The sequence below is a fragment of the Acinetobacter sp. CIP 102637 genome, from assembly GCF_000368425.1.
GTDB classification, from domain to species: Bacteria; Pseudomonadota; Gammaproteobacteria; order Pseudomonadales; family Moraxellaceae; genus Acinetobacter; species Acinetobacter parvus.
Map to the genome: position 1 here is coordinate 49341 of NZ_KB849434.1, position 18494 is coordinate 67834.

At 44.9% G+C, this 18494-nt stretch carries 14 protein-coding genes and 1 pseudogene; 5 read left to right on the forward strand and 10 right to left on the reverse strand.

Annotation, left to right across the window (positions count from 1 at the left end; genetic code table 11):
- The first annotated feature begins 356 nt into the window (after positions 1–356).
- A complete protein-coding gene (plsB, locus tag F967_RS00580) occupies positions 357–2912 on the forward strand; it encodes a glycerol-3-phosphate 1-O-acyltransferase PlsB (protein ID WP_004797531.1) in 2556 nt (851 codons plus the stop codon).
- A gap of 88 nt (positions 2913–3000) precedes the next feature.
- Here the strand turns inward: plsB and F967_RS00585 are convergent.
- Both F967_RS00585 and F967_RS00590 read right to left on the reverse strand, forming a co-directional pair.
- A pseudogene (locus F967_RS00585) lies at positions 3001–3348 on the reverse strand (hypothetical protein).
- A 122-nt stretch (positions 3349–3470) separates the two neighbouring features.
- Entirely contained in the window at positions 3471–4289 is an 819-nt protein-coding gene (locus tag F967_RS00590; RefSeq protein WP_004797535.1) for an NAD-dependent epimerase/dehydratase family protein, read from the reverse strand.
- Positions 4290–4307: 18 nt separating this feature from the next.
- On the opposite strand from F967_RS00590, the gene recG reads away from it, so the two are divergent.
- The 3 genes from recG (at position 4308) to F967_RS00605 (ending at position 8263) form a co-directional block, all read left to right on the forward strand.
- Entirely contained in the window at positions 4308–6353 is a 2046-nt protein-coding gene (gene recG / locus F967_RS00595; protein WP_004797536.1) for an ATP-dependent DNA helicase RecG, read from the forward strand.
- The gene (locus F967_RS00600; protein WP_212749253.1) at positions 6346–7029 is read left to right on the forward strand and encodes a ComF family protein; all 684 of its coding nucleotides are present in this window, start codon (positions 6346–6348) and stop codon (positions 7027–7029) included. Before recG ends, F967_RS00600 begins: the two co-directional genes overlap by 8 nt.
- Before the next feature lie 220 nt (positions 7030–7249).
- A complete protein-coding gene (locus tag F967_RS00605; RefSeq protein ID WP_004797540.1) occupies positions 7250–8263 on the forward strand; it encodes a CorA family divalent cation transporter in 1014 nt (337 codons plus the stop codon).
- 45 nt (positions 8264–8308) lie between these two features.
- On the opposite strand, the gene F967_RS00610 is transcribed toward F967_RS00605, so the two are convergent.
- From F967_RS00610 to F967_RS00630, 5 genes are read right to left on the reverse strand one after another with little or no spacing between them, the layout of a single operon-like run.
- Entirely contained in the window at positions 8309–8596 is a 288-nt protein-coding gene (locus F967_RS00610; protein ID WP_004797544.1) for an STAS domain-containing protein, read from the reverse strand.
- 11 nt (positions 8597–8607) lie between these two features.
- Positions 8608–9240: an MlaC/ttg2D family ABC transporter substrate-binding protein gene (locus tag F967_RS00615; RefSeq protein WP_004797545.1), complete on the reverse strand. Its 633-nt coding sequence runs from the start codon at positions 9238–9240 to the stop codon at positions 8608–8610.
- 20 nt (positions 9241–9260) lie between these two features.
- Entirely contained in the window at positions 9261–9938 is a 678-nt protein-coding gene (locus F967_RS00620) for an outer membrane lipid asymmetry maintenance protein MlaD (RefSeq protein WP_004797548.1), read from the reverse strand.
- Complete coding sequence (gene mlaE, locus F967_RS00625) at positions 9938–10717, reverse strand: lipid asymmetry maintenance ABC transporter permease subunit MlaE (protein ID WP_004678635.1); 780 nt, start codon at positions 10715–10717, stop codon at positions 9938–9940. Before mlaE ends, F967_RS00620 begins: the two co-directional genes overlap by 1 nt.
- Positions 10714–11532 carry an ABC transporter ATP-binding protein gene (locus F967_RS00630; RefSeq protein ID WP_004683298.1) on the reverse strand — a complete coding sequence of 273 codons (819 nt, stop codon included), beginning with the start codon at positions 11530–11532 and terminating at the stop codon, positions 10714–10716. Before F967_RS00630 ends, mlaE begins: the two co-directional genes overlap by 4 nt.
- A 91-nt stretch (positions 11533–11623) precedes the next feature.
- On the opposite strand from F967_RS00630, the gene F967_RS00635 reads away from it, so the two are divergent.
- Positions 11624–12553, forward strand: a complete 930-nt coding sequence (locus F967_RS00635; protein WP_004763228.1) for an IS5-like element ISAba10 family transposase — start codon at positions 11624–11626, stop codon at positions 12551–12553.
- Positions 12554–13249: 696 nt separating this feature from the next.
- On the opposite strand, the gene F967_RS00640 is transcribed toward F967_RS00635, so the two are convergent.
- The 3 genes from F967_RS00640 to dxs form a co-directional block, all read right to left on the reverse strand.
- Positions 13250–15115, reverse strand: coding sequence for a DEAD/DEAH box helicase (locus tag F967_RS00640; protein WP_004797551.1), 1866 nt, complete (start codon positions 15113–15115; stop codon positions 13250–13252).
- A gap of 453 nt (positions 15116–15568) precedes the next feature.
- Positions 15569–16399, reverse strand: coding sequence for an inositol monophosphatase family protein (locus F967_RS00645; protein ID WP_004797552.1), 831 nt, complete (start codon positions 16397–16399; stop codon positions 15569–15571).
- A 135-nt stretch (positions 16400–16534) separates the two neighbouring features.
- A complete protein-coding gene (dxs, locus tag F967_RS00650) occupies positions 16535–18430 on the reverse strand; it encodes a 1-deoxy-D-xylulose-5-phosphate synthase (RefSeq protein WP_004797555.1) in 1896 nt (631 codons plus the stop codon).
- Positions 18431–18494 lie beyond the last annotated feature (64 nt).

Genomic DNA, 18494 nt, shown 5'->3' on the forward strand with positions numbered 1-18494 from the left:
TAACCACCTTCCAACACCAATGAGGAGAAATCAACCCAGGCATAAGGACAGTTATAGTGCCACAATAAAACACTGTTTCTAGCTCATGCACAGGGCGAAGTCAGGACAATTCAGATCAACCGTCATGAGCAACCTGACTTGATTGTGCCATAAATTCCCATAAATATACTCAGGATAAAATGATTTGTCCGTCACGTTATTCTTATTTATAACCGCTAAAAATACGATTTTTAACGATAAAATCTACCAAATACGCTATATTTTGTCAGAAAATAACATATCGTTTTATGTCAGAATAACGCAGAATGTCGTGCTCATCATGGCTTACTGTCAGGATTATGATTTAGGAGTCTGTAATGTCCAAGACTGGATTTGGTCAAATGTATCGCCAACTTTCGAGTAAGTTACTTGACCTTGTGGTCACCCCACATGTTCTTGGTGAAGTTCCTACAGAATCAACAACAACTGAGCAAAGCACACCAGATTCAAATAAAGTGATTTGCTATGTACTACAAAATTATTCACGTAGTAATGCTTTGGTAGTTGATGGTGAAACGCGTCGCCTTCATCTAAAGCCAGCTTTAGATGCCATGAGTTTTGGAACTTATCATGAAAAAAACTCGATTCTATTTTTACATCAAAATGAAAATAACTTTTTTAATACTCAAACATATCCCCCACGCCTTCTACAGTTGATCGAAGCATTAGAACAAAATCAAGAAGTAGATGTTCAATTAGTTCCCGTTACAGTACTTTGGGGACGTTCACCAGATAAAGAGGATTCATGGTTTAAACTGTTGTTCTCCGATACTTGGGCAACGCCTGGGACAGTCAAACAACTGGTCAATATTGGTCTACATGGTCGTGAGTCTTATTTAGAGTTCCATGCACCGCAATCCTTGCGTGAACTGGTAGATTATGCCAAGAGACATCATCCAAACATCTCTCCTGCCACGTATATCGCAAGTTCACTAGATGGCTACCTAGACCAGCAACGCGAAGTCGTACTTGGGCCTGACTTGTCAGACCGCCGCAACGTGATGCAGTCTATCATTAAGGCACCCGATGTACAGGATGCCATCCGTCGTGAAAGCATTCAGCATAAAATCAGCATGCTTGAGGCAGAACGCCGCGCAATTGGCTATGTCAATGAAATCGTTTCTGATTATTCAGCGTCAGCAGTACGCTTCGCAGATATGGCTTTAACACGATTATGGACACAACTGTATGACGGCGTTGAAGTTCATAATTTCAGTACAGTTCGCGAACTTGCGAAAGACTATGAAATTATTTACACACCATGCCACCGTAGCCATATTGACTATTTATTACTGTCTTATGTGATTTACAAACGTGGCTTGATGATTCCATATATTGCTGCGGGTGATAACCTAAACCTACCTTTTGTAGGTCAGTTATTACGTGGAGGTGGTGCATTTTTCATACGCCGATCTTTCCGCGGAAATGCACTATATACATCTGTACTCAAAGAATATTTATACAGCATTCTATCACGCAATACGCCTATCGAGTACTTCATTGAAGGTGGTCGTTCACGTACCGGTCGCTTGCTACCACCGAAGACAGGCATGCTTGCAATGACCATTCATGGTCATTTACGCGGTCGCGCCAAGCCAATTGTTTTTGTTCCAACATATATCGGCTACGAACGCCTGATGGAAGGTTCAACTTATGTCGGTGAGATGCAGGGTAAGCCAAAAGAAGCAGAATCAATTTTTGGCATCGTCAAAACTTTACGTAAAATTGAAAGAATTTTTGGCAAGGTACACGTCAATTTTGGTGAACCTGTTTTCCTTGATGATATTTTAAAGCAGCATAATGCAGATAAAATTCAGATCGAAAAAAATGATGCGCCAATTCCAGCAGAAATTTCCAGTGTGGTGTCAAGCTCAGCCAACCTGATTCTGGAAAACATCAACCGTGCGGTGGTGATCAACCCTGTTTCCCTGCTTTCGCTGATCTTGTTGGCAACGCCAAAACATACGCTGGATGAGGAGATTTGTGCAAAACAGCTCGACATTTACCGTGATCTGGCCACCCAGCAACCTTATGATGAGCGCACTCAAGTCACCTCATTATCGGGCAAGGAAATCATTGCCTATGGCATGAAGCTCAAACTGATCAAGCGCGTACAGCATGTGTTGGGCGATATTATTGCAATTGAGGACAATCAGGCGGTCTTGCTCACCTATTTCCGCAACAATATCCTGCATGCTTTCGTACTACCATCACTGGTTGCGTCACTGGTTGAGCACAACGGTAAAATTAACAAGACCGATTTAAGCAACGTCATCCGTACCCTGTATCCATTCCTGAAAGCTGAACTGTTCATGAAATGGCAGCCAGCTGAACTGCAACAGCATATTGATAGCTACATCAATGCGCTGGTACAGATTGGCCTGATCTTTCAGGACCATGATGGCAACCTGTTCAGCCCAACACCAAATAGCGAAGAACACCAGAAACTTGTGACCTTGGGATTGCCTGTGAAACAGAGCCTGGAACGTTACTACATGACGCTTGCGCTGATTACCCAGCGTGGTTCTGGCAATATCTCCACCAAACAGGTTGAGGAGCTGAGCCATTTATTGGGTCAACGTTTGTCTGTACTGTACGAGTTCAACTCACCAGAGTTCTTTGACAAGGCACTGTTCCAAAGCTTTATTAAAGTGCTGACGCAGCAGAATTATATTCGCAACAATGAACAGGGCTTGATTGAATATGATGACAACTTTAGTGAAATGGCAGCAGGTGCCCAGTTGGTGCTTGACGAAGCGACCTTGCAGATGTTGCAGCACATCACCACATTCAGTGATGAGGAACTGGCGACAGCGCTGGCGGCAATGGCTTCACAACAGGCCAAACGCCGCTTGAAACGTAAAAAAGCTTAATATTGCAATTAATACCTCAAAGCAACTTCGCTTTGAGGTATTTTTATTTCCGACACTCTAGACATTGCGGATCATCCAGACAACGCAGTCATCTGATCAGGTCAACAAAATAGGCATCGTAGTAACCTGAATCGACATAGCGGTTACGGATTTTTGCTACCAATGCCTCATAGCCCTCTGCACCAATGCCTGTTGTGGCGGATTGTTTTCAAGAATCCCGATTCTCTTGTTGTTTAACGGGGGAAACCTTGCTGATTTGAAAGGTTTTAAATTTCAACTGGACCCGACTTTGCTGTGCATACAGGCGAATATCCTGAAACCTGCGGCTAATATCGCCCTGAGTCCCCACAGGGTCAAATACACAGCAGACCTGTTCACTCGCCCAACTGTTTGTCGCAATCCATCCGAGAAGCACTGTATATATTATTTTTTTCATCGCTGACCTTTGCCCACTTTGCTGCAAACTCTGTGCATCATTCAAGCCATCTTGAAGATACACTGACATCCAATGGTAATAAAGGCCATATTCCGCATCACAACACTTGCAGTTTGATCGAATTATTCTGGATTGCCATGTGCCGACAAGGCCGCCGCATAGTCATTAAAGCAAATCAAATGGTCAAATTTAAAATCCATTTCCATCAGTCTGGTGGCATAAATGCGTTTCCCTGTCTGCTGTTCAGAGAGCAACCTCAACGCAGGCAAATCAAGCTGTTGCTGGAACCAGAGCAGGATTTCATGCATGGGTAAAGGCATGTTATTGGTGACGATATAGCTGGGCTGTGCATTCTCCACATCCATAAGTTGAGCCAAAAACCTTGCCAAATCATCAATATGGATACGGTTACTCAAATGAATGGCTGGGTAGGTTGATGTTTGCTCAGCCATTCGTTGCAGACGGGCCACTGATGTTCCATAAATCCCTGTTGGACGAACGATGATGCTCTGCTGTGGATAATGCATCTGCCACAACAACTCCATTTTCCGTAACAGCTTGCCCTGCTCATCGGCAGGCTGGATCAATGACTCATCATCAATCCTCTCCCCTGCATTTTCACCATAGACTCGTGTCGAAGAAACAATGATGATGCGCTGAACAGGATGTAACTTTAAGGCCTTGAGGATTGGCTCAACACTGTCCACATAGGTGTGCTGGTAGGCCTCAATCCCAGCTTGTGACGGGGCAAGCAACACATAGACCACATCAATCGGAGCAAATGCGGTCAGGTCGAGCTGGTGAATATCCTGTATCGCATGTGTCGCGTAACAATCTGTTTTTGCACTGCGACTAATTGTGCTAATGTGGTGACCCTGCTCAAATAAGTGTTTAGCAACACGTTGAGATGTTTTACCATAACCAATAAATAAAATATGCATACATATCCCTGACCAAAGATGACCTCAGTCCAGCAATTACAAGGCGTTGGTGCTGCCGCAGCGGCCCTGCTCGAAAAACTTCATATTTTTAGCACGGATGACCTGCTGTTTCATCTTCCGCGTGACTATGAAGATCGTAGCACGATTATTCCAATGAATCAGTTGGTGGTTGGGCGCAGTTACCTGCTTGAGGGTGAAGTCAGGTCTGTTGACTTTCCACCTGGCAAAAAGAAGTCACTGGCGGCATTGCTACAGGATGATTTTGGCAAGGTCACTTTACGTTTTTATCATATTTACAAGGGTCTGACCGACCGTATCAAGATTGGGCAACGCCTGCGGATTTTTGGCGAGGTTCGGGTCGGTGCACGTGGTCTGGAACTGTATCACCCTGAAATTCAGGTGATCCAGCAACATACTGCCTTACCCAAAACCCAGCTTACCGCAATCTACCCAAGTACCGAGGGCCTGACCCAGCCCAAACTACGGGAATATGTACGTCAGGCTTTACAGTACCATAGTGATGAGCTGGCTGAACTACTGCCTAAAAAATACAGTAACGGCTATGAGTTGAAAGAGGCTCTGCATTACATCCATGAGCCGCCAACCGATGCCAATATGTTGCAGCTTAATCAGGGTTCCCATCCTGCACAGCAACGGCTGATTTTTGAGGAGCTGGTTGCCCATCAGGTCAGTTTGTTGACGCGCCGTGCCTATATCCGCCAGATTGCCGCCCCGCGTTTTAACAGCAGCAAGGTTTTGGCAAAGCACTTACTGGATGGTCTACCATTTCAGATGACCAACGCCCAGAAACGGGTTTCCAAGGAAATATTGCACGACCTTAAACAGGATCAGCCAATGTTGCGTCTGGTACAGGGTGATGTCGGGGCAGGTAAAACCCTAGTTGCTGCAGTCGCTGCCTGTCATGCGCTGGAAGCGGACTGGCAGGTGGTCTTGATGGCACCGACGGAGATTCTTGCCGAGCAGCACTACTTAAACTTTAAACGCTGGTTTGAACCGTTGGGCATTGAGGTGGCATGGCTGTCAGGCAAACAGAAAGGTAAGGCACGCGCTCAGGCCGAACAACAGATCAAGCAGGGTCATGCCCAGTTGATTGTGGGCACTCATGCACTGTTTCAGGACAATGTCGAGTTTTCCAGACTCGGTCTAGTGATTATTGATGAGCAGCACCGTTTTGGGGTTGATCAACGGCTTGCCCTACGCAACAAAGGTACAGACCAGTTCACACCCCATCAGTTGGTGATGACTGCAACCCCAATTCCCCGCACGCTGGCTATGAGTGCCTATGGTGATCTGGACACCTCCATTATTGATGAACTGCCACCAGGACGTACCCCCATTCAAACTGTGACCATTCCACTGGATCGGCGCGAGCAGGTTCTGCAACGTATCGCAAGCAATTGTCGGGAGGGCAAGCAGGCCTATTGGGTCTGTACGCTGGTTGAACAGTCTGAAACGCTGGATGCACAGGCGGCCGAGGCCACCTATCAGGAAATTAAAGAGCGTTTTTCAGACATCAACATTGGGCTGGTGCATGGTAAAATGAAAGCAGATGAAAAACAGTCGGTTATGCAGGCCTTTAAGGACAATCAATTACAATTACTGATTGCCACCACGGTGATTGAGGTCGGCGTGGATGTACCCAATGCATCCATCATGGTGATTGAAAATGCAGAACGGCTGGGGCTGTCGCAACTGCATCAGCTCCGTGGGCGGGTGGGTCGGGGCGCAACCGCAAGTTTCTGCGCCCTACTCTATAAAACCCCGTTGTCACAGAATGGACAAGAACGCCTTTCCATTTTACGGGAAAGCAATGACGGCTTTGTGATTGCTGAAAAGGATCTTGAAATTCGCGGTCCAGGTGAGTTGCTGGGCACCAAACAGACAGGGGATATGGGCTTTCGCGTGGCGCGTCTGGAACGTGATGACCATTTACTCAGCCAGGCACATTATGTGGCGGCACAAATCCTCAAGGATTATCCACAACATGCTGACGGCCTGCTCAAACGCTGGTTGCCTCAAGCACCAAGATACGCTTATGTTTAAATTACTTGGCACATCCGCCCAACAGGTTTTTGATTATTGCACGCCATGTAGCCTGTGTGACATTGGGATCAAACAGCATTTTGGTGTTTGTCACAATTGCTGGCAACAACTGCCGTGGTTGAAACAGCACATTACCCGTAACCAGCAACAGGTATTTGTTGCATGTCATTATCAATATCCGATTGACCGCATTATTCAACAGTTTAAATATGAACAAAAACTGCATCATCAACGTTTATTGAATGGCCTGTTGCTACAGCTCAAGCTTCCCAGAGTTCAGGCCATTGTGCCAATGCCAATTTCCACAGATCGTTTGGTAGAGCGCGGTTTTAACCAGAGCCTACTATTGGCGAAAGCACTGGCACATAACCTGAATATTCCTGTCTGGCAGCCTGTACAACGTCTGGCACAACACTCACAAAAAGGCTTTTCGCGTCTGGAGAGGCTGGAAGACATTGAGCAGCAATTTATTAGCAATCCATCAGGAAAAATTCGCTATCGAAAAGTGCTGATTGTGGATGATGTGGTGACTACGGGAAGTTCCATTACCGCCTTATCACAGGCACTGGAACAAATCGGCTGCCAACAAATCTATAGTGTGTGTTTGGCGGCCGCACAACATCGTGAGTCTAGCTTACAAGGTTTTGCTGACACCATGGAATCACCACCTCTTTAGTCAGTGGTGCCAATATTGTGGACTGATCATCCAAATAGAATTCATACAATTAAAACCGTTTTATATAACTGTCATGCTGCTAAAGTAGACTATGTAACAAGATTTTTAACAAAATAACGTTTAGGCAAGTGTTTTTCAGCCCATCCTTGTCTAAAATACACGCTGACTTTCTATCTATGAAAGCAGAAAGTCTGATATTGACTGCGCGAGGAAAAAAGACATGCTTGAAGCCTTTTATGCCACAGAGCGCGGTAGTCTAGAAGATGCAACCATCAACGGCAGCTTTGATCTGCACCCTGAAATGGTGTGGATTGACCTCATCGCCCCCTCGCAGGAAGAACAACAATGGGTGCTGGATGCCTATGACCGTAACCTGCCCACCTTAAAGTCACTTGAAGACATTTCCTCATCGGCGCGATTTTACCGTGATGACGATGGTATTTTACATATCAGCACCTATTTTTTAACAAAGAATAAAAACTATCAGGTGGATGGAGATGCGGAAGAATCATCCCACATGCTGGCAATGGTGCAAACAGTTGCGTTCATTCTGCATAAAGACCGCCTGTTTACCCTGCGCGGTGAAAAGCTGGTGGCGTTCCGTGCGTTCCGTGCGCGTGCGCGGCGCAATGATTATGACATGGACTATAAAGATCCAACCTGGATTTTATTGGGCCTGCTTGAGGCAAAGCTGGATGAACTTGCCGATATCCTCGAAGATATCCACAAGGATCTGGAAAGATACTCAACCGAAGTGTTGAATAACCATCACCGTGAAAAGGTGCTGGATCTGGATGACATGATTACGCGTCTGGCACAGCAGGAAGACATGCTCGGAAAAGCCCAGCTGTGTTTGATTGACCTACGTCGGGTACTGACCTTTTTGTCTCGTCCACGCGCTTTAGGCAGCCATATTTATGATGCCGATATTCGCGAGTTAAGTGAGGATGTTCGCTCGCTGGTGGAACACGATGCTTTCCTGTTCCAGAAAGTACGATTCTTGCTCGATACCACCTCTGGATTCATTAACACAGAACAGAACGACACGATTCGTCGATTCTCGATCTTGCCAAGCATGCTTGCCCCTCCGATGCTGATCGCCAGTATTTATGGCATGAACACGGATGTACTGCCCTTTGCCCATGGCAACCTCAGCTTTTGGATTGTCAGTGGCATTTTAATGGCATTTTTGGTGTTGCCGATGGTGTATTTCCGCTGGAAAAAATGGATTTAATAAAAAAGCACCTGATGGTGCTTTTTTATTTCGACAAGATTTTGATCAAATTAGCTTCAAGTCATCTTGTAAATGGCTGGCCTGGATGATTTTCAGCATTTTCTCAGGGACATTTTTAAAATGCAGCCCTTTACTTTCAGGGGTTTGACGCAACCATTGCACTAATACAGCGAGAGACAAGGTGCTGCCCTGTTCAAGCTGAGCAAGATCAACAATCAAAGGAAAATGCTGATGTTGTTGAATATGCGCTAAGCCTGATTGGTAAATCTGCTCTGCATTTTCAAAATCGATCGTCTTAGGAACGATAAGTTGCTGATCAATATACTGAATCACCCTTCACCTACTTATTTTTTAGTGACTGCAGCATCTGCATCAGGTTTAAAAGTTGCAATCGCTTTATTGATATCACCACCATTACGCTGAACCGTTGCCGCAAATTGGTTACGGAACTGTAAACCAAGGTCAACGCCAGATACATTGATATTACGTACTTTCCACTGATCGCCCTTGTCCGTTAACTGGAACGACACAGGAATCTTTTCACCATTGTGCAGGAAGTCTAAAGTTACCACAGGGTTTTTACTGTTTGACGCTTTATAAGGGCGCATGGTATAGCTTTCGTTGGTGTATTTCGCAAAAGCACCACCATAGTTTTCGATGATCACTTCACGGAAGTTTTTCTCAAACTGGGCGCGCTGTGCAGCATTGGTATATTGGTTATTGGCATAAGTACCCAACACAATACGTGTAAACGCCTGTGAGTCTACATAGGGGTCGAGATTTTGACGAATAATCGTTCTTACCAAAGCTGGGTTATTTTGTAATTTCGCATTATCTGCCTTTAAACGGGTAATCAACCCATCAGCGACACGCTTGACAAAATCAGGTGGAGTTTCTGTTGGTGCTGCAAATGCTGTGGTTGCAAGCATAGCCGATAATACGCTTGCTGTTAGCGTTTGTTTCAATAATGTGTTCACGGACAATCTCCTAACCTAAATTACTCAGCGAAAGATGGTTCTGCTTCAGCAGCGGCTGGCTGCGAAGTTGAACCCTCTGTTGCGGTTGAGCCAGCTGTGGCTTTACCAGCACCACCTGTAATAAATTTGCTAATTAAATCTTCTAAATCCATTGTACCCTGGGTATTTGAAACCACGTCACCACGTTTAAGGTAGCTCACACCACCACCTGGCACCACTTTCAAATATTTCTCACCCAGAAGACCATTGGTTGCAACCATAATATAAGCATCCTCATCCAGGCTGGTGATGGAGGTCATGTTGCGGATGAGTTGCTGTTCCATTTCTTTTTGTTTCGCAGCATCGGCCTGCTCATAATCAGCACTGTAGCGCAACTCTTCAAGTGCGTTCTTTTGCACTTCCTTGAGTTGCTCTGGACTAAAGCTGGTCAAGTTACCATCAAGATCAAACTTGACTGTTGCCAGACGTGACACTGGATCAAGGGTAATGGATTCTACACGGCCAATGGTGACACCACTCATGGTTACCTTGGCACGTGGTTTTAAACCATTCACATTATCAAACTGCGCTGTCATGCTGTAGCTGTCACGTAAATTGGTACCCACCAAGCCACTGACCTTCATCGCAAGAAAAAATAGAGCAATACCGAAGATAATGACAAAAATACCTACGGCCAGCTCACTAGTACGTGATTTCATTAAATCCCTCCGAACATGACCGCAGTCAACACGAAATCAAAACCTAATACACAAAGTGAAGAATATACGACCGTTCTGGTCATTGCAGTCGCGATACCTTCAGGTGTCGGGTCACAGGCATAGCCCTGATAGACCGCTACCCATGTACAAATCAGGGCAAATACAATACTTTTAATAATGGTGCCATTGAAAATGTCATGCCAGAACTGCACGCTGCTTTGCATACCACTCCAGAATGAACCTTCATCAGCGCCCAAGAAATCAACCCCCACCATCTTGCCGCCAATAATGCCAATGGTTGCAAAAATCACGGTGAGCATTGGCAGACTGACAATCCCTGCCCATAAACGTGGGGAAACAATTTGACGAAGTGGATCAACCCCGATCATTTCCATACTGGCAAGCTGTTCACTCTGCTTCATGGAACCAATTTCAGCGGTCAATGCTGAACCTGCACGGCCTGCGAACAGCAAGGCAGCCACCACAGATGCCAGTTCACGTAATAGTGTCAGTGAAATTGCTGTACCCAGCATCGCCTCACTGCCAAAGGTGACCAGAATGCTATACATCTGCAAGCCAAGAACAGCACCAATAAACAAGCCTGAAACTGCGATAATCAGCAGGGACATCACCCCAACACGATACATCTGGTACACAAAACGCTGAAAGCCACCTTTAGATGGCATGGAAAATAAAACTTGCAGCAGCATCAGTGCCGCAGCACCAATTCCCTTTATTCGCTCAATAACGAGTCTACCTAGCCAGGCAATCGCATTCATGGACGAACCTCGTTATCTAAATATGCTTGGTGAGTAAATTGATATTCGACAGGTCCCTCAACCGAACCTGTTAAAAACTGGCGCACAAATGGTGATGCGTGATTTTTTAATTGTTCAGGTGAACCTTCACCCTGAATTTTACCTTCCGCCACCACATAAATATAGTCAGCAATCGACAGTGTCTCTGAGACATCATGTGAGACAACAATGGTCGTTAAATCCAACGCTTCACGCAGGGAACGGATTAAACGGGTAAGCACCCCCATCACTATCGGGTCCTGTCCTGCAAAGGGTTCGTCATACATGATCAGTTCAGGATCAAGTGCAATGGCACGTGCCAAAGCCACACGGCGGTTCATACCACCCGAAAGCTCAGTTGGCATCAACTGCTCAGCCCCACGTAAACCGACGGATTCAAGTTTTAATGCCACCAGTTCTGAGATGAGGTGTTCTGGCAATTTGGTATGTGCACGAATCGGGAATGCCACATTTTCATAGACCGACATATCGGTAAACAGCGCACCACTCTGGAATAACATGCCCATACGGGCACGCGCAGCGAATAATTCATGACGTGACATTGCAGCAATATTTTTGCCATCCAGCAAAACTTCGCCCTGATCGGGGCTCAGTTGTCCACCAATCAAACGCAATAGAGTGGTCTTACCTGTACCTGATGGTCCCATAATGGCAGTAATTTGACCACGTCGAATTTTAAGGCTGATATCGTCATAAATGACGCGTTCTCCTCGATTAAAGCTCAGGTTTTTAACTTCAATTAGGGCTTCGCTATCGAGAGGAGATTTGTTATTCATAATGGCATTCATTCCTGCACTTTTTATGCACGCATACTATACACTGAAAGGGCTTTGTTGCATAAATAAATTTCATCCCCATACATGTTAGATGAATACAGAATCAAAAAGCCGATACAAAACAACGAACTGGTCTGAGTACAATCAGGCTTTACGTCAACGGGGTGCTTTCACCATTTGGTTTGATCCCCAAATGCAATGGTCTGCAACACCTACTGGAAAAAAAGGACGGCAACCTACCTACACTGATATAGCAATTCAATTTGCCCTGACGATACGAAACCTGTTCCAACTGGCTTTACGCCAAACACAAGGTTTCATTCAAAGCCTTTTGCAAATGGCTCACCTCGACTGGAATGTTCCAGACTTCTCAACATTGAGTCGGCGAGCAGATAAGCTCCAGCCACTTCTACATAAATCAGCAAAAAATCCACAGGAAGACTTGCATATTTTAGTTGATAGCACAGGGATCAAAGTTACAGGTGATGGGGAATGGGTGCGTAAAAAACATGGCGTAAACCAACATCGTCAATGGCTGAAATTACATCTTGCGACAGATGCAAACAGTGGAGAAATACAAGCGGTTGAAGTCACGACCTGCCAATATGGTGATGCTGAAATGCTCCAACCTCTTTTAGATCAAATTGATGAACCCATTGCATCTGTCACGGCTGATGGTGCTTATGACACAGTGAATTGTTATGATGCGATTTTGAAACGGCAAGCAAATGTAATTATCCCTCCTCGTTCCAATGCTGCTTTATGGGCAGAAAATGAAATTGGTAAAGCAAGGAATCATGCAGTACAAGGCTGTTGGGACAAGGGTCAAAAGCAGTGGAAACGAGATATTGGTTATCATCGACGATCCCGAATAGAGGCTAAAATGTTTGCCTTGAAACGACTTGGACAAGGTGTATCTAGTCGATGCTTTAATCGTCAGGTGGTTGACTTGCAAATAAGAGTCGATATTTTGAATAAATTTACTCAACTTGGTACAGCTAAAACGGTGGCTGTTGCATAAATATCTGAAGATTAGAACAACTCTACCTTTCGTCTATTTGTGCAACAAAGCCCACTGAAAGACTAAATCGTTGTTTTTATTTTGATGAGCGACGTATGAAGATTGTTAGGGTCTGTTGACATTTCAGCCATGTCTTGCGTTATCGGCTAAAACGACATAAACAAGGCATGAAACGTAGGCAATGGCGACCCCCTTGTCAAGTTTCATAACGCAGTTTAGGGAGGTTTTAGCCATAACCCTGCGGGACAGGGACATTTTTTGCCGCTACAGCGTTATGCCTTATTCATTTAGAATAGCTAAATTTCATAAGCCATGCCTTGTATCGTCTAAAAAATATCCTCTGTCGCAAGCATCTGTGAAATGTCAACAGACCCTAATTTATATAGTTATTTTTTGAGACGACCTGACTGGTGGTTTGACTGGAATTGACATTTAGGGAATCGGCGTGATTGTCACCAAAAAGTGCATAGGCGAAAAACAGGCCATTACAGAGCATCAAAATGACAAAAAGGCATGGCAGTCCATCATTGCATATGAAAAACCACATTTGACTCAAAAGACTTTTATTTTGATTAACCCTTTTCATTTCTTATACAAAATTTGAATTAGCACACATTTTGACAATCTTACCTGACTAATCCCAAACAAAAAAGCCAGTTTTACAACTGGCTTCTTCTTTTCATCGGTTTCTATCGATTAAAAGTCATTTTTGCGACGACGGTCACCACCGAAGCCACCTTCACGTGCTGGACGATCACCAAAATCACGCTTTGGACGGTCTTCACCACCGAAACTACGCTTTGGACGGTCTTCACCACCGAAACTACGTTTTGGGCGATCTTCACCACCGAAACTACGTTTTGGACGGTCACTGAAACCACCCTCGCGTTGTGGACGATCACCAAAATCGCGCTTTGGACGGTCGCCGAAGCCACCCTCACGTTGTGGACGATCACCAAAATCACGTTTTGGACGGTCGCCGAAGCCACCCTCACGGCGTGGTTTATAGTCTACGCGGTTGCCACGGTTGTCATCATTCGCGTCAAAACGTGGTTTATCGTTAAAACCACCCTCACGGCGTGGACGGTCAGAATTGAACTCGCGGCGTGGACGCTCTTCACCACCAAAGCTACGCTTTGGACGGTCTTCAAAACCGCCTTCACGGCGTGGGCGATCAGAATTAAACTCGCGGCGTGGACGCTCTTCAGCACCAAACGCTGGACGCTCACCACGAGGTTTATCATCAAAGCTACGGCGTGGACGATCATCACTACCTTCACGGCGCTTGAAGTTACCTTCACCTTCAAAACGGCGACCACCACCGAAACCACCACGGCCACCGCCATTACCACCGCGACCACGGCCACCACCATCACGACCTGAACGTGCAGGAGGTGGAGATGGCTCTAAACCTTCGATTTCAGATACATTTAAACGTGCATCTAAATAATCTTCTAAAGCACGGATTTTGCCACGCTCACGGTAAGTTGCCAAAGTAACAGCTTGACCTGTACGACCCGCACGACCTGTACGACCAATACGGTGTACATAGTCTTCATTTTTCATCGGTAAACCGAAGTTGATTACGTGTGAAATTGTTGGTACGTCTAAACCACGCGCTGCAACGTCAGTCGCCACCAGGATTTTTGCACGGCCTTCACGAATACTACGTAAACGACGGTTACGAACGGTTTGAGGCATTGCACCATGTAGCGCAACAACCGAGTGACCTGCTTCAGCCAATTCTTCAGCAAGCATATCTGTATCTTCTTGCGTGCTTGCGAATACAACAGCTTGATCTACTGATTCGTCAGATAACCAATGCGTAAGTAATTTTTTCTTGTGTTCGAAACCATCAGTCCAATGTAATGTTTGCGTTACATCAGTATTGGTGCTGTGACCAGTTTCGATTGCAATACGTTGTGGATCATTCATCATGCGCTCAGCAAGACGAATAATACGATCTGCAAATGTTGCAGAGAACATCAATGTTTGTTTACGGTTTGCAGCTAATTCACCAATTGCTTCTAAGTCTTCAGAGAAACCTAGATCAAGCATACGGTCAGCTTCATCAACAATTAATGATTCAACTTTATCAAGTTTAATTTGACGACGGTTTACAAGGTCAAGTAAACGACCTGGAGTCGCAACAACAACCTGAGCGCCTTTAAGCTGTTGAATTTGCTTACCAAAAGGCATACCACCCATAATTGCAGCAATACGAACACCTTTCATGTGACGTACAAATGCAATCGCATCTTGGCTAACTTGTTGAGCCAATTCACGTGTAGGAGAAATAACCAAAATAGTGGGTTGTGTTACGGCTTTCATACGGTCTTTAAACGAAACAAAAGCTTCTTCGCCAGCTAAAGCATTCAATGTAGGGAGTAAGAATGCAGCTGTTTTACCAGAACCAGTCTGGCTTGAAACTAATAAATCTTTACCTGCTAAAGCAGCTGGAATCGCTTGTTCTTGCACAGGAGTTGGTGTGGTAAAACCTAAACCTTCAAGCGCTTGTTGTAAGGTTTCGTGTAAAGAAAATTCGGCAAAAGTTTTGCTCATAGAGAGTTTCACCCTAATGGGTGCTCCATTTTAATAAATACAAAAAATAGACATCGGCAACAAGCGGCAAAGCGACTCAAGCTGAATATAAATACAATTCAGTGGCAATCCGAATAACGACGATGTGGACTAAACGCACGCTTGATTACTGCCTCAACCTGAAGAATCGCTAAGCGATTTGGGCGCAAGATGTGGTCCTCTCTATGGACAGCGAGCGCATAATATGAATAGAACTGAATGTTCAGGTAATGAACTGGAATTTAAGTGCGTGGGCGGATTATAGCAGAATAATTTTAAAAGTCACCTTTTTTAATAGGTTTTTCTATTGAATCACCTTTATTATTTGTATCTGACCGATTGCTAAAGAAATCATGACCAAGATAACTCTTTAATTATTCTCAAGTCCTCATAAAAAACCCTCAAATATTGAGGGTCTTTTTAATAATCTATAAATTATTTTGCAGCTTCACCCCAAGCTGGAACAACCGCCTGCATCAACGGTTTTAACATCTTGAGTGAACAGGCAATCACCTGACCATTGTCAAATGAATCATTACCACCACGTGCATCAACGACTGCACCGCCCGCTTCCTTTACAATCAACTCACCCGCGGCAATATCCCACGGTTTTAAACCAAGCTCAAAGAAACCATCAAAACGACCTGCAGCGACATAAGCTAAATCTAAAGCAGCAGAGCCATCACGACGGATTTGCGCGCCTGATTTAGTTACAGCCAACAAAGAAGCGAAATGCTGTTCTGCATAAGATACGATTTCACCGTTGCGCTTTGCGCGGTAAGGATGCCCAACCGCAAGGAAAGTATTTTCCAAGGAATCTTTTAGATTGACACGAATACGGCGCTGGTTCATGACTGCACCACGGCCACGGCTTGCAGAGAATAATTCATCACGCACTGGATCGTAGATCACACCGTGCTGAGTTACGCCTTTATGTTGTACAGCGATAGAAATACAGAAATGAGGAAAACCGTTGATAAAGTTTTGAGTACCATCTAAAGGATCAATCACCCAGCACCAATCTGCATCGTGACCTTTACCTTCTTGCATGCCAAACTCTTCACCAAGGAAGCTATGGTTTTTATAACTTTTACGAAGCGTATCAATTGTAAGTTGTTCGATATAACGGTCAACACGCGTTACTGGACCATCAATGCCTTTTTCTTCAACTTGTAAATCGAGTTTATGACGATTTTGATGTGCCTTTAAAAGCTCTTGACCAACTGTTTGAGCCGCACGCGCAGCCATAACCACCATAGGTTCCATTGAACACCCACTACAAATTTGAAGATTTTGACAAAGAATAATGCATAAAAGCCCCTATATTCTATCAAATATAAGGGCTTTTAGGTAAAAAATGTTTGCGAAAGATTATTTTGCAATTTACAAAGCGTTAAGGACCTATAACCGTGCTTGTTCTATTGAAAGCAAAATACCTTTGGCATCTAAGCCACAGTCAATGAGCATTTGCTGATGTGTCGCTTGATGTAAGAATGTATCTGGCAAACCTAGATTTAAAATTGGCTTAATGATTTTAGCTCGTGCTAAAAATTCATTTACTGCACTTCCCGCACCAGCCATAACCGCATGTTCTTCTACAGTCACAAAAAGTTTTGTGTCAGCAGCTAAGTCACGAAGTATCTGCTCATCTAATGGTTTTACAAACCGCATGTTGACCACACATACAGCAACCGAATGTTTACTTGCGAATAATTCTGCTGCTTCAACTGAGGCTGCAACACGGCTACCAAAAGCAAGGATGCTGATCTGCTGATCTGCATCCTGATTAAATTGTGCAACGATTTCAGCTTTACCAATTTCTAAAGCAGTCATCTGTTGTTGGATTTCAGCACCTGTACCGACACCACGTGGGTAACGTACGGCAGTTGGTCCATTATAGTGATATGCCGTATGCAGCATTTGACGACATTCATTTTCATCTTTTGGTGCCATGATCACCATATTAGGTACAGTACGCATATAGGCATAATCATATGCACCTGCATGGGTTGGACCATCTTCACCGACTAAACCAGCACGATCAATTCCAAAAGTCACATCCAGATTCTGTAACGCAACATCATGGATCAACTGGTCATAGCCACGCTGTAAAAAGGTCGAATAGATTGCTACAACAGGTTTTAAACCTTCACACGCCATACCCGCGGCTAAAGTCACTGCATGTTGTTCAGCAATCGCAACGTCAAAGAAACGTTCAGGGTATTGCTTTGCAAACTGAACCATCCCTGAACCTTCACACATCGCTGGGGTGATTGCGAGTAAACGATCATCTTGCGCTGCTTCATCACATAACCATTGTCCAAATACGTCTGAGTATTTAGGCGGTAATTTTTTTGCAGGAGCAGATGCTGTAGGTGCAATTTTAGTAATCGCATGATAGGTAATCGGGTCTGCTTCAGCAGGCGCAAATCCTTTACCCTTTTTGGTATAAACATGAACTAAACGAGGGCCTTTACGTTTTTTAAGCGCATGAAAAACTTGTGTGAGTTGTTCAACATCATGCCCATCAAATGGGCCAAAATAATCAAAACCAATCGCTTTAAATAAGTTATCCGCTGCATCTGTTGCAGACTGATGTAACCGTGAGTTATAAGTCCACTTCGGATGTGGCTGAACATAGGCTTCACCCTGTTCATTGACATTGACCAACTGACCTGTTTCCCAAATCGCCGCCAAATGCTTGGCAAAGCCGCCTGTACTGCAGGAGATCGACATATCATTGTCATTCAGCACCACAATCAGGTCGGCATCATGGGCAACCGCATCATTCATGGCTTCAAAGGCCATACCTGCGGTCATTGCACCATCACCGACAATGGCAACCACATCGCATGGGTCTTTTTGGTAGCGACGTGCCAACGCCATACCAAGACCAGCAGAAATTGCTGTTGATGAATGGCCTACCCCAAAAGTATCAAACTCGGATTCTTCACGGGCAGGAAATGCAGCCAAACCATCTTTGGCACGGATCGTGGTAATTCTGTCACGGCGACCTGTCAACACCTTGTGTGGATAAGCCTGATGACCCACATCCCAAACCAGACGGTCCTGAGGTGTATTAAAACAATAATGCAACGCAACCGTTAATTCGATTACACCAAGATTTGCGCCAAAGTGGCCACCGCTTTGCCCTGCCGCATACAAAATATATTGACGCAACTCATCCGCCACTTGTGGGAGCAGGCCTTGTTCGAGCTGACGTAACTGTTGTGGATGATCAATTCCATCTAACAATGGCGTAACAGGACGTTGAGTTGGAATTTCGGTATACAACATAATGTGGCGAAGCCTTTTTAAGCCTGGCAAATCCGAAGCTGGGTTAAATGGGGGCAATCATACA

What these genes read in the sequence shown, in the direction of transcription:
- F967_RS00645 (WP_004797552.1), bottom strand. Translation starts at nt 16,399, where the DNA reads ATGGAACCTATGGTGGTTATGGCTGCGCGTGCGGCTCAAACAGTTGGT.
- F967_RS00605 (WP_004797540.1), top strand. Translation starts at nt 7,250, where the DNA reads ATGCTTGAAGCCTTTTATGCCACAGAGCGCGGTAGTCTAGAAGATGCA.
- F967_RS00600 (WP_212749253.1), top strand. Translation starts at nt 6,346, where the DNA reads ATGTTTAAATTACTTGGCACATCCGCCCAACAGGTTTTTGATTATTGC.
- recG (WP_004797536.1), top strand. Translation starts at nt 4,308, where the DNA reads ATGACCTCAGTCCAGCAATTACAAGGCGTTGGTGCTGCCGCAGCGGCC.
- F967_RS00630 (WP_004683298.1), bottom strand. Translation starts at nt 11,532, where the DNA reads ATGAATAACAAATCTCCTCTCGATAGCGAAGCCCTAATTGAAGTTAAA.
- dxs (WP_004797555.1), bottom strand. Translation starts at nt 18,430, where the DNA reads ATGTTGTATACCGAAATTCCAACTCAACGTCCTGTTACGCCATTGTTA.
- F967_RS00590 (WP_004797535.1), bottom strand. Translation starts at nt 4,289, where the DNA reads ATGCATATTTTATTTATTGGTTATGGTAAAACATCTCAACGTGTTGCT.
- mlaE (WP_004678635.1), bottom strand. Translation starts at nt 10,717, where the DNA reads ATGAATGCGATTGCCTGGCTAGGTAGACTCGTTATTGAGCGAATAAAG.
- plsB (WP_004797531.1), top strand. Translation starts at nt 357, where the DNA reads ATGTCCAAGACTGGATTTGGTCAAATGTATCGCCAACTTTCGAGTAAG.
- F967_RS00620 (WP_004797548.1), bottom strand. Translation starts at nt 9,938, where the DNA reads ATGAAATCACGTACTAGTGAGCTGGCCGTAGGTATTTTTGTCATTATC.
- F967_RS00635 (WP_004763228.1), top strand. Translation starts at nt 11,624, where the DNA reads ATGAATACAGAATCAAAAAGCCGATACAAAACAACGAACTGGTCTGAG.
- F967_RS00640 (WP_004797551.1), bottom strand. Translation starts at nt 15,115, where the DNA reads ATGAGCAAAACTTTTGCCGAATTTTCTTTACACGAAACCTTACAACAA.